We start from the raw sequence: 10,949 nt of genomic DNA on the forward strand, positions 1-10,949 counted from the left end.
TGAACCGCCCCGACTTTATCGGAGGCTGATTTACTTTAGTCAGGCAGCAATGCCTGACAGGATTAAATTATCATAATACCGCTTTTCAAACTCAAAAGGTGACACATAACCAATCGTGCTATGCAAACGCTTCTTGTTAAACCAGTCTACCCATTCAAGGGTTGCTAATTCAACATCGTTGACGCCAGTCCAGCTCTCTTTCAAATAATGAATCACCTCAGACTTGTACAGCCCATTGACCGTTTCAGCCAGTGCGTTGTCATAAGAATCACCCGTAGTGCCAACAGAGGCAATCACACCGCAGTCAGCCATCTTATCTGTGTAGCGAATGGATAAATACTGAACCCCGCGATCACTGTGATGAATCACATCTTTGGGATTATTCCTATCTGCTATCGCTTGATTGAGCGCGGCCATCACCATATCGGTGTTCATGCGATTGGATACTTTCCAGCCCACAATGGCACGAGCGAACACATCAATAATAAAAGCGGTATACACCCAGCCGCTTATCGTCTTGATATAAGTAAAGTCTGCCACCCAGAGCTGATTAGGACGACGGGAATTAAAGTTACGATTGACCAAGTCATCAGCGCGTTTTTGGTCATCACGGCTGGTGGTGGTCATCTTACCCTTACCACGCCAAACGCCTTGCATACCATACTGCTTCATTAATCGCTCTATGGTACACCGAGCAACCTTTAATCCGTCAGCTTTCATCTGCTGCCAGACTTTACGCACACCGTAACGGCACTTGCTGTCCTGCCAGATGCGTTTGATTTCACTGATGTAGAAGTCGTCATGTTGACTGCGTAATGAGCGCTTGTCAGGGCATTCTTCTAAGTCTTTAGCCCGGTGATAGGTTGATGGAGCAATCGGCAGTACTCTACAGATCAGCTCGACCCCGTAACTATCTTTATGATCATCAATAAAATCGACCATCACTTTGGTGGGCGGCCGAGCTCCGCCTGGGCGAAAAAAGCCGCGGCCTTTCTGATGATTTCATTAACTTGCTTGAGCTCTTTATTCTCGCGTTCAAGCTCTTTAATACGTTGCTCTTGGCTTTGGGCTTGTACTGAGGCAGGAATGGTTTGGTCTATGTGCTTTTTATGCCACGATCGCAGGGTTTCAGGCGTGCAGCCAATCTTAGGAGCAATGGCTTGAATAGCTGACCAGGTGGAGGGGTAATCGCCTGCCGCTTCAATCAGCATGCGAACGGCGCGTTCTTTAATCTCAGGAGTATAGGTTTGTCTTTTCATTGTCGTATTCTCTCAGAATATTAGGTCTCCGACAATCCCGGGGCGGTTCATACTGTAAGACATTGATGCTATCTACAATGTAGTTGTCGGTCGGTCGCCTCATTTTGTAATGAAATTAAGTATGAAAATTATGTTATGTCCTATAACCCTGAAACGGTTTAGTTTGCCTTATAAAAAAGTTAATGCCATAGTTGTTCACTGAACGTTCTGGACAGTTGTACTGGACATTTGCTAAAAACGTACTTGAACACTAGGTAAATAATGAACATATCGGTGACGAAAGCAGCAAAAGAATGGGGTGTCTCAAGAACGACGATCTATCAGAAAGTCAATAACGGTGAGCTTTCCAGAACCGCAGACAAGAAAATAGACGTTTCAGAAATGTTGCGCGTGTTTGGTGAGCCCATTTCTAAAAAACGTACTGAACATTCAGTGGACACTGTTCAAAGCACACCTCTGAACAATCAAAACGTTCAGTACAATACAGACATTGAACATTTATTAGCGCTTGAAAAGCTCAGGAATGAACACTTAAGCCAACAGGTAAGCGATCAAAAGAAGTTGATAGAGAATTATCAAGAGCAGATAGCACAGTTGAACAAAACACTGGATAAAGCCAACGCCAGTATCCAAGATTTTGCTCAGGTGAGACTGCTAGAGTTTAAAAAGTCTGAGCAGGGCTATGAGCCGCCAATTTCACAAGAGAAAGAAAAAACAGACAATTCAGCCGTAACGACGACCCAGAAAAAGAAAAAGTGGTGGGAGTTTTAGACTTTGTGATTTTATCGACTAATGATCTAACAGATACTCTTCTAGCGCGTCGTTAATCATATCTTGGTAGTTTCCACCGGTCTTCTTCGCCTTATCCTGGAATCTAGCAATGATACTAGGACTCACGATACTGGCACTGACCATAGAATCAGATGACACTATGCCTCCACGGGTCGCGCCCGACCAGTCCGTGACTTCAGGAATATCAGACAAATCAACATCCTCATCTGAAAGCATTGCCAATCGTTGCAAATTGGCTTCTTGCTCAGCGCTTAAAGACGGCAATTCATTTGCTTTATAGCTAACCTTGTTCATAGAACCTCCTTTCAGCCTTGGTGGCAGGTCGTGCTGATATGATACGAATAACCTCACCACCCTCACTATCTCTTTGAGTATGAGCGACCAGTAATACCGCCACCCCATTTACTGCGCCAAGCGCTTGCCACCGCTCTTCACCATTTTCATATCGGTCTTGTTGACGCAAACACAAAGGATCAAAAAATACCCGAGCCGCTTCTTCAAAGGATAAGCCATGTTTGCGTTGATTACTGCTATTTTTCTGTTCATCCCACTCAAATTCAATCATTGTTCACCGTTCTCAAGCGTATTGGTGCTAGGCATTGCCTGATAATCAAAAGTCAGCGGTATGCTATTAGTTTCGGCTACCTGATGCAAAAATAACTTAATAGCTTGCGAAGGCGTTAAACCATAGCCCTCTAATACCGAAAACGCCTTGTCTTTTAGCTCTTGATCCAAACGAATATTATAATTGGTTGTGCTCATAGCATTACTTATCGCTTATTTATGTACATTTAATATAAGCGATAAGTAATGCTAATTCAATAATTTTAGGGTTTTGGTCTTTCACAATAGTGATAGTAACGCGCTACCCATCTAATCCACGCAGGAAATCATCAATTTTCTGTTCTAGCTGTTTTTGTATGACATAGAGTTCGCTCGCGCTACATTCTCTTAGCAAACGTTCCTCATCTTTTAGCTCAAACATCTTTTTACGTATGCTATCGCTATGAGCTTCGTTTTCTAAACCAAAGGTGTTAAGACGCCCCATTTGACGGTGGTATTCTCGTTGCGCCTCTTCAAACATCATAAAATGGTTACTTGCTACTGATATACCTTCAATACTCATAAATCACTCCTTTTTACACTCGGAAAATGTCCCTTTATGAAATTTTTATTTATTTACTATCAATAACTTACCTATCAAGAAGTGATTTATTGCTTTTGATTACAGCTTTTCTTTTCATTTCCTCTAACAAAGCATCGTAATCTATTTCTTCATCGTCTTGGTTGTCACTTTCAGAATCATCATCAATATCTGTATCGCTCTCTTGAATCGGTTTACCACCTTTCAGATCAACAAAAGTTTGTTCAGAAGCTTCATGTTTAATCTCAATCTTACCATTAGAATTATCTGTAGCGACAGACAATTCCTTTGATTCTTTTCTATAGCGGTAAAGATAATTGGTCAGTGTGCCAGTCGTTAGAATGAGGTCATGGCGCTCAGCTAATATCTCAACCACACCTTCATAGGTATATGAAACAGCTAGCTCTTCGATCACCTCATAAAGATCACGAAACTTGGAAAACTTTGTTCTCTTAGCCATAAATTCCTATCTCCATCTATTCCTGAAGTCAATTATCTCAATTATAAAAACGCTCATAATTTGCTCATATCTAGCTAACGATTTGCTACCCTTTTGCTAACGATTTGCTAACTTTTAATCAATCATACAGTAATTGCTCATAATTTGCTCATATCTAGCTAACGATTTGCTATCCTTTTGCTAACGATTTGCTACCGTAACGCTCTTATAAGCCTTTTTAGCTAAAAAGGCTTACGACAGGTAGAAAATAACCGATTTTTCTACCTGCTTTTTGGTCATTAAATTATCCAATTTAATGACTACACCTTACGCACCCTATCAGGATGAAAAAAAGCATTTTAAATCAGTAACTTACCTGATCTAAAATACTTATTTCTGCATGCAAAGTGCAAACAAAATTAATTTAAGTGTCTGATTTATATGATATATTACTGTATGCAACCTGCAAACAAGGATAATTATGAGCACCCCTACCGTATCATTTAGATTAAAGCCTGAAGTCTACCTAAAACTAGAAGCGATAGCAGCAGAGGAAGGGCAAACGCCTGGTGGCTACTTAAAGAAAAAGCTGGAGTCAGATACCAATAATTTTCTTGAAGATCTTCAATTCATGAAAGGAGATATTAGTGAGATTCTGCACTTATTGCAGTCGGATAACGAAGGGTCAAGGGCAGTAGAGAGTCCATCAAATCAGAATGATATGATCAAGGCTTTGATGCCGATAGTGCTAGAATCCTTATTAATATTAAGAGAGGTGGCAGCACCTAATAAGGTCGCCAATGCTCAAAGATTGGTCGATAAAGCAGGAATAAAAGCATACAATAGTTTGGATTAATAATTAAATATATATTGTCCTTGTATCAGCTGATACAAGGGCTTTTTTTGAGAAGCTATTTGATGATAAGAGATTGATCCTTGATAGCGTAGTCATAAAAATCACTGGGATTCTAACGATCTTTCGAAGATTTTAGTTGATATAAACAACCATGAAACTGTGCAAGCTCATATAAGCCGTCTAAGGAGATTGAAAAAATTTTACCTAGCAACTATACCAAACGATACTTAGAACCTTACAGGGAGCTTAATACGATGTTATTAGCTCTATTTGACTAGTGCTTTGACCTCTCTTTTTAAATTATTTGAAATTACTAATATTGAATTCATTGCTATCTTTATTAGCCTTTTCTTTTGTCACTCTAATTATTAATAACCAAAAAGGTTTTTAATATTTTTAAATACTTTTAAAAGCTTTTACGTCCTCTGAAACGCTTTCCATAAAAGACTTTCGCCTTCTATAAAGCAACGTTTTACGACCCATAAAGCAACGTTTTACGACCCATAAAGCAACGTTTTACGACCCATAAAGCAACGTTTTACGACCCATAAAGCAACTAATTTTTCGAATTGTTGCTTTAATAGCATTATTGGATTATAGTTGTTAAAAATGGGTTGGAATATGTAAATGTCTAAACAATTAGTTACTAAGGATAATTCCTTGATTGGTGCGAGTTATAGCTTAGGAGTAGTTGAACAACGCTTAATATTTTTAGCCATTATCGAGGCAAGGGAACAAAAAACATTAATAGAAGCTGGAGGATTATTAAGAATTTACGCGCAAAGCTATACCAAACAATTTAATGTAGAAAAACATACATCTTATGAAGCTATGAAAAGAGCAGTGGAAGGGTTGTACGAGGCAGGTTTTGCGTATAGTAAGATAGATGAACGTTCAGGAAAGGTAGGACGTTATAAAAGTCGTTGGGTGGATAAGATTGGCTATATTGATGATTTAGGTTGTGTTGAGTTAGTATTTGCAAGTGATGTAATACCCTTAATTACGAGGCTTGAAGCGCGTTACACGGAATATGAATTGAAGCAGGTCGTAGGATTGCAGAGTGAGTATGCAATTAGACTATATGAGTTAATTATTCAATGGAGGTCGGTAGGTAAAACCAATCAGATATCACTTGTGGAACTGCGCGAAAAGCTGGGATTGGTAGATGAATATCAACGAATAGAAGCCTTTAAAAGACGAGTTTTAGACTTGGCGATCACTCAAATCAACGAACATACTGATATTACTGCTGAATACGAACAGCACAAACAGGGGCGTGTCATTACAAGCTTTACATTCAAGTTTAAAGCAAAAAAAAGTAAAGAAAAAGTTGCTGCTAAAATTGCTAATGATGGCGGTATAACTGCTATTAAAGGACTTAGCGATAAGCAACTAGGACGTATTACCCGCAACCCTAGCTTTATAGCGGATTATAATCATTTGGTAAGCTCTGCCAGTCCAGCAGGTCAAGATCCTAAAGCATGGGAATTTGAGATGATTAATCGCCTTAAAAAAGACGCCTCTCAATTTAAGAAGCGTCCGATTAGAGAGTATCTTGAATGCTAGAATTTATACTTATTTAGCATTCCAAAAATCTAAGTTTTCAGGCAGTTTGATATTCGGCATCCAAAAATCGGTGCCACTCCAACCCTTATCCTTATTTCCTTTGATAAGGTATAAAGTAACTACTATATCACTGCTATATCTTTTACCTAAGTTCCTATCATCTGGTGAAAGCATTGTGCCTGTGCCTTTCGACAGGTTTCGATCATACCTTAATATTAGAATATTATTCATTGTAGGTCTTTTTGTAGACAGCACTTTTATGCTTTGTATAAAAGTGCTTAAATCCCAATCGATAACATCAAAGCTTCCTAATGACTCCAATACATTTATCAAATCATCTGCGGAGAGTTCCAAAACCCCGTCTTCTGTTATATTGTAAAGCTCGTTAATTACAGCCAGAACATCATTAGTTATTACTAAGTTATTTTCATTTGGATATAAAGGAAAATAATTTTTTCCACCCTTAATGACATAAAAATCCTTATCTAAAACATTCTTTCTAGTTGGCGATATGTTGTCTGGATAGAAAAACTGATAGTTATTATTATCTCTATCTAACGCTTGTTCGATCAGAGCATTATTTGCATCATTTAAGTGAGTAAAAAACTTGTATACATATTGAGGCATGAAGAGGCGTATTAAGGATTTTTCTCGATCATAACCAAAGATACGTGAATGTTGCCAAAAATTATCCGCATTAGGTTTTTTAGAGCTTCTACAGTAGTAGACCGTCTGTAATTTAGGGATTGTTAACCCTCTACTTATGACGTTGCCACCTACTAATATATTGAAGCCCGAATCTAATTTCAGCTCATCATCTGATTTTGAATTAATGGTTAGTATCTTTATTTCTTCTCTTTGTACTATCTCTATGAACTTCGAGTACAAATCGTCTACATGATTTATATCTGGTTTTGTGGCTTTTAGATCTAACCATACTTCTCTGACTAGGTCTTTCAAAGAATGTTCTTCAGGATAGTTTATGGTATATACAATTTGGTTCAAAACTTCTTTAATCTTTTTTTCGAAAAGAGAATGGATTTCTGTTCTATGACTGGGGTGAATCATGAAATTACAGTTACCCTTTCCATTAATTTCAAATTCTGCGCAAGTCATAAGAAATGTTAAAACCGCATTAGATAAGTCATTATCTACCACAGCAGATTCGTCATAAACTTCAGAGATATCGAAATCTATAAATTTTACAACATTACTAGGAGGGTCGGTGTAGATAAAGTTTCCACCTATATATTTTTCTCCCGGCTTAAAATACTGTACTTCATCTGGCTTCCAGCTTGAAGAATTATACTGTAATAAAATTGACTGTGGTGTGGCTGTTAACTGTATAAAGAAACACTGAATAGTCGAGCTTTTTATGTCACTTAAAAGTTCATTAATCTTACTTTTTTTAGCGGTTTTCTTTGATTGATTTGTGTCTAAACTAGCAGCATCAGCTTCATCATCGATGATATAGCTTTGATAGCTTTTTAGGTAATCTTTATTAAGTAAGCTATCTCGCCATTTTTTTAAGACCCTGCTATTTTTCTTTAAAACGATTACTAGAGGCTTATTGCCTTTCATAGAAGCATCAAACAAATGGTGATCATTCTCGTCTAGAACCGTAAAGCCTAATAGGTTTTTTTCTATCCTATCTTTTGTCTGGGTTTGTAGATCCACACTATCTGTTGTTAAATAAAAGAATAGCTTGATATCTTGGTCTGCAAGCTGAGATATAATTCCTAAGACATGTGCTGTCTTTCCGCTTTGGACATTACCTAAAAGCAAATAATTAATATAATCCTTATGAATACCATTAGATTTTTCTAGGAAGTCATCCCTGGTTTTTAAGATTGAATTTTGAAAATCTTTATCTTTTTCAAACTGGACCATATATTGGTTAAAGTGATTCATCAAAACTCCATTATCCATAGGTCAGGCTGACTGGTTGATCTTAGCGTCAAATAATTCCTACCATAGTCGCTCAAAACCTGATCTGTAACCATTTCGCCAGTTTTAAGACACCCACTCATTTCTAGATGTCCTTTGAGCCATTTACCCAATATAGAAAGGCTTACAGTTGACCTTAAATTTTTAGAATAGTCTCCCTGTGTTTTACACTCAAAAACCCATCCATCCATAGTAACTACTTTAAAAGTCTTATCTTTTGGATACCCTGGAAGGGTAGTCACTTTATTAGAAACTACAATTTCAACTTCATACCACGGTCTAGGAACCTCAAAACCTCTCGTATTCACTCTGCCTTTTCCAAAAAAAACATTTAGATTGCTTTTTTCTTCTGTTTTTACCTCAACTTCAAAACAGTACTCTGAGTCTTGATCTAAGATTTCTGATACTTCTGTTTGATCGATCTTACTCACATTATCGAAGCTTGATAGGTCTATTCTCGATTTTATAAAGTCTTCTTCTTGGATAGCTTTGGCTATATCAATCCTAATCCCCAATTTGTCGAATATTTTTTGATTTTTGTCGTATATATTCTTTGCTAAGTCGTCATCTTTTGCTATAAGCATCGTTTCATAAGTGCGCTCTAAGTTTTGAATGAAAGAACTTAGATTAGCCGATCCTATTAGGCTTGTATGAATCCCCTCTTCAGAAATGAAGCTATATATTTTTCCATGAAATTTCATGGTTGGTGAAACGTATATTCCACCAATATCTTTACTTATAAGTAACTCATTGAGCTTTACGCAAGAATAATACTGCTGCTTAGTAAACCCTTCTATATAGTGCATACCAATAAATATCGATAACTCTTTGATTTTATCGGCATTATTCTCTACGATTTTACTTATCTCAACCATAGCATCATTAGATATATATCCAGATGCTATGATAATCCTCGATGATTGCTTTATGAGGTCTAGTAATACTTTATTAATATCACTTTCAGTAATCTTAGCTGGATAGAAATTGGAGAAAACCAAACTATTCATAGAGACCTCTAGGTTATAAAACTATCATTCAAATATTTTCTTTAATGTTTTAGCGAGCTCACGTACACCTTGTGGAGGAACGGCATTTCCAATCTGTTTTCGTACTTGAGTCATAGTACCAACAAATTCAAAATCATCTGGGAAAGACTGAAGTCTTGCACGTTCTCTATTGTTAAGTGATCTAGGCTCAGGGTAATGGTAACCCCAAGTTCCACCACCTCCAGCGGCAATAATTGTTTTTGAAGGCTCATCTGGATGTATTCTTCTATACACATGACTGATCATACCTTTTACATATAAAGGATGATCTTTTGGTATGTCAGTAAAATTACCACCAGCTGATATAAGCTTTAGTTTTTCAACTGTTTTTGGACTTAAGTTTTGCTGCTCTGTGTTTTTAGCATCACTAGGAATATTTGCTAATGCTTCACCAGCAGTGACATGAGGCAATAAATCGTCATCTTTTGCAGAGTGAGTAGGACTGGGATGTTCAAAATCGAAGTCAATATCAGAACGTATGCCAACTATTAAAAGCCGTTCTCTTAGCTGTGGTACTCCATAATCTGCAAAGTTATATAATTTAACTTTAACTTTATAGCCCGGAGCTATGTTCTCAAAATCCCTAACAATTTGTTTGATAGCTTTTTTGTTATTAGCTGTTAGTAGCCCTTTAACATTTTCAGCTACAAAGGCCTTTGGTTTTTTTGCATCTACTACGCGCAGAAAGCTTTTATACAAGTTACCTCTCTCACCATCGAGTCCTGGTCGCTTCCATATCATAGAAAAATCTTGACAAGGAAATCCCCCAAGTACGATGTCACAATCTGGAATAGAATTATTATCATAAGGATCTATCTGTTCTATATCACCCTCAACTATTACATCCCCTATGTTTTTCTTAAATGTCTCACAAGCCCAATGATCAAAGTCATTAGCCCATACGGTTTCATACCCTTCTTGATGAAAGCCTAAATCAAGCCCACCACACCCAGAAAACAAAGAAATAATTTTAGGACTATTATTACGCTTATTCATTTAAACACCACTTGTGATTTTACATTGTAAAGTGCCGCATTATACTATGGATGAGACTGCCATTGTATTCGGAACACGTCACTAGATGACGTCTTTTAGGCATATCGTCGTCTACTTAGAGTGGATTAGCTTTATCATCATCTTATTCAGCACAGTAATTTTCGCATTTATAGAGTTTATGAATAGGATACAAGGCCACCAAGATAGTATAAAGATAAGGCTATATTTGCCAGAAGTCCGTTTGGTTATTCTCCTATAGTTAGTAATTAAGCCGTACCTTATAAGCAAAAAGGTTGCAATTACCTCTTAAGTGAAAGCTTTTAATGGCCACCAAAAATCAATAAGCGCCTAAAATGAGATACTTGCCATTATTAAGTTTTGTAAATTCGTTTCTACGAGCTAGAATGGCTGCAACCTTATTAAAATAATCAGGTGATTTCATCAGCTCAGGTTTAAAAAATTGTAGCAACTCCTCATCCTTCAAATCATGTTCCAAGTTGTCAAATTTTTCTTTTGCATCCACACTAATGCTAATATCAGCAGTACGAATCATATTAATAATTTCGCTAGTATGTTCTTTTACTTCGCTGCTAAGCTCGTAAACAACACCCGAAGCACACCACTCTAAGGCGTCATTAAAGAGAGGCTCCCAAGAAATAGAATCTGGGTCATTACTTTCGCTTTTTACACGCTTATATTGGCTTAAAATGATATTAATAGCTTCTTCACTAAAATCACTTACAAGCTCATGCTGCCCAAATTCTGCAATAAAATCCTGCGTATTTAGTTCTGATGTAGTTGTAGTCATATATATAATCCTTAATTTCGTCGTGATAAGTTTATTATAGTCCTAATTCGGGATAAGCCATACTGAACCGCCCCGACTTTATCGGAGGCTGATTTA

13 protein-coding genes and 1 other annotated feature are annotated in these 10,949 nt (G+C 37.3%); of the genes, 3 read left to right on the forward strand and 10 right to left on the reverse strand.

Features of this window, described 5'->3' with window-relative positions:
* Positions 1 to 39: 39 nt before the first annotated feature.
* Positions 40 to 1,259, reverse strand: a protein-coding gene (locus IQ457_RS04960; RefSeq protein WP_200662327.1) for an IS3 family transposase whose coding sequence is annotated in 2 segments (ribosomal slippage) — positions 40 to 974 and positions 974 to 1,259 — 1,221 coding nt in all. Because the reading frame shifts where the segments join, the coding sequence is not laid out codon by codon here.
* Positions 868 to 984 (reverse strand) — a sequence feature (AL1L pseudoknot). Its footprint overlaps the gene before it by 117 nt.
* A 261-nt stretch (positions 1,260 to 1,520) precedes the next feature.
* Here IQ457_RS04960 and IQ457_RS04965 point away from each other — a divergent pair.
* A complete protein-coding gene (locus IQ457_RS04965) occupies positions 1,521 to 2,030 on the forward strand; it encodes a plasmid replication DNA-binding protein (protein WP_200662328.1) in 510 nt (169 codons plus the stop codon).
* 18 nt (positions 2,031 to 2,048) lie between these two features.
* On the opposite strand, the gene IQ457_RS04970 is transcribed toward IQ457_RS04965, so the two are convergent.
* The 5 genes from IQ457_RS04970 to IQ457_RS04990 all read right to left on the reverse strand — a co-directional run bounded on the left by IQ457_RS04970 (position 2,049) and on the right by IQ457_RS04990 (position 3,655).
* Positions 2,049 to 2,345 (reverse strand): hypothetical protein, encoded by a 297-nt coding sequence (locus IQ457_RS04970; protein ID WP_242465361.1) that lies wholly within the window; start codon positions 2,343 to 2,345, stop codon positions 2,049 to 2,051.
* Positions 2,332 to 2,616, reverse strand: a complete 285-nt coding sequence (locus IQ457_RS04975; RefSeq protein ID WP_207161697.1) for a BrnT family toxin — start codon at positions 2,614 to 2,616, stop codon at positions 2,332 to 2,334. Before IQ457_RS04975 ends, IQ457_RS04970 begins: the two co-directional genes overlap by 14 nt.
* Positions 2,613 to 2,813 (reverse strand): type II toxin-antitoxin system RelB/DinJ family antitoxin, encoded by a 201-nt coding sequence (locus IQ457_RS04980; RefSeq protein WP_087039987.1) that lies wholly within the window; start codon positions 2,811 to 2,813, stop codon positions 2,613 to 2,615. The genes IQ457_RS04975 and IQ457_RS04980 overlap by 4 nt, the downstream gene beginning before the upstream one ends.
* A 103-nt stretch (positions 2,814 to 2,916) precedes the next feature.
* Positions 2,917 to 3,177 carry a hypothetical protein gene (locus tag IQ457_RS04985; RefSeq protein ID WP_200662329.1) on the reverse strand — a complete coding sequence of 87 codons (261 nt, stop codon included), beginning with the start codon at positions 3,175 to 3,177 and terminating at the stop codon, positions 2,917 to 2,919.
* Positions 3,178 to 3,244: 67 nt separating this feature from the next.
* A complete protein-coding gene (locus IQ457_RS04990; RefSeq protein ID WP_200662330.1) occupies positions 3,245 to 3,655 on the reverse strand; it encodes a hypothetical protein in 411 nt (136 codons plus the stop codon).
* Positions 3,656 to 4,115: 460 nt separating this feature from the next.
* On the opposite strand from IQ457_RS04990, the gene IQ457_RS04995 reads away from it, so the two are divergent.
* Together IQ457_RS04995 and repM are read left to right on the forward strand one after the other, a co-directional pair.
* Entirely contained in the window at positions 4,116 to 4,490 is a 375-nt protein-coding gene (locus IQ457_RS04995) for a hypothetical protein (RefSeq protein ID WP_200662331.1), read from the forward strand.
* 627 nt (positions 4,491 to 5,117) lie between these two features.
* The gene (gene repM / locus IQ457_RS05000; RefSeq protein ID WP_200662332.1) at positions 5,118 to 6,056 is read left to right on the forward strand and encodes a replication initiation protein RepM; all 939 of its coding nucleotides are present in this window, start codon (positions 5,118 to 5,120) and stop codon (positions 6,054 to 6,056) included.
* Between the two features lie 9 nt (positions 6,057 to 6,065).
* Here repM and IQ457_RS05005 read toward each other — a convergent pair whose 3' ends face one another.
* From IQ457_RS05005 to IQ457_RS05020, 4 genes are all read right to left on the reverse strand, one after another.
* A complete protein-coding gene (locus IQ457_RS05005; protein WP_200662333.1) occupies positions 6,066 to 7,967 on the reverse strand; it encodes a Z1 domain-containing protein in 1,902 nt (633 codons plus the stop codon).
* Positions 7,967 to 9,010, reverse strand: a complete 1,044-nt coding sequence (locus IQ457_RS05010; RefSeq protein ID WP_200662334.1) for a restriction endonuclease PLD domain-containing protein — start codon at positions 9,008 to 9,010, stop codon at positions 7,967 to 7,969. Before IQ457_RS05010 ends, IQ457_RS05005 begins: the two co-directional genes overlap by 1 nt.
* Before the next feature lie 24 nt (positions 9,011 to 9,034).
* Positions 9,035 to 10,045, reverse strand: a complete 1,011-nt coding sequence (locus tag IQ457_RS05015) for a DNA cytosine methyltransferase (RefSeq protein ID WP_200662335.1) — start codon at positions 10,043 to 10,045, stop codon at positions 9,035 to 9,037.
* A 337-nt stretch (positions 10,046 to 10,382) separates the two neighbouring features.
* On the reverse strand, positions 10,383 to 10,853 hold the full coding sequence (locus IQ457_RS05020; RefSeq protein ID WP_200662336.1) for a hypothetical protein: 471 nt from the start codon (positions 10,851 to 10,853) through the stop codon (positions 10,383 to 10,385).
* Positions 10,854 to 10,949: the final 96 nt, after the last annotated feature.

The sequence above is a fragment of the Psychrobacter sp. M9-54-1 genome, assembly GCF_016613355.1.
Lineage (GTDB): Bacteria > Pseudomonadota > Gammaproteobacteria > Pseudomonadales > Moraxellaceae > Psychrobacter > Psychrobacter faecalis.

Excerpts from the sequence above, each read along its gene's own strand:
- IQ457_RS04965 (WP_200662328.1), top strand. The coding sequence starts at position 1,521 with ATGAACATATCGGTGACGAAAGCAGCAAAAGAATGGGGTGTCTCAAGA.
- IQ457_RS04970 (WP_242465361.1), bottom strand. The coding sequence starts at position 2,345 with ATGAACAAGGTTAGCTATAAAGCAAATGAATTGCCGTCTTTAAGCGCT.
- IQ457_RS04975 (WP_207161697.1), bottom strand. The coding sequence starts at position 2,616 with ATGATTGAATTTGAGTGGGATGAACAGAAAAATAGCAGTAATCAACGC.
- IQ457_RS04980 (WP_087039987.1), bottom strand. The coding sequence starts at position 2,813 with ATGAGCACAACCAATTATAATATTCGTTTGGATCAAGAGCTAAAAGAC.
- IQ457_RS04985 (WP_200662329.1), bottom strand. The coding sequence starts at position 3,177 with ATGAGTATTGAAGGTATATCAGTAGCAAGTAACCATTTTATGATGTTT.
- IQ457_RS04990 (WP_200662330.1), bottom strand. The coding sequence starts at position 3,655 with ATGGCTAAGAGAACAAAGTTTTCCAAGTTTCGTGATCTTTATGAGGTG.
- IQ457_RS04995 (WP_200662331.1), top strand. The coding sequence starts at position 4,116 with ATGAGCACCCCTACCGTATCATTTAGATTAAAGCCTGAAGTCTACCTA.
- repM (WP_200662332.1), top strand. The coding sequence starts at position 5,118 with ATGTCTAAACAATTAGTTACTAAGGATAATTCCTTGATTGGTGCGAGT.
- IQ457_RS05005 (WP_200662333.1), bottom strand. The coding sequence starts at position 7,967 with ATGAATCACTTTAACCAATATATGGTCCAGTTTGAAAAAGATAAAGAT.
- IQ457_RS05010 (WP_200662334.1), bottom strand. The coding sequence starts at position 9,010 with ATGAATAGTTTGGTTTTCTCCAATTTCTATCCAGCTAAGATTACTGAA.
- IQ457_RS05015 (WP_200662335.1), bottom strand. The coding sequence starts at position 10,045 with ATGAATAAGCGTAATAATAGTCCTAAAATTATTTCTTTGTTTTCTGGG.
- IQ457_RS05020 (WP_200662336.1), bottom strand. The coding sequence starts at position 10,853 with ATGACTACAACTACATCAGAACTAAATACGCAGGATTTTATTGCAGAA.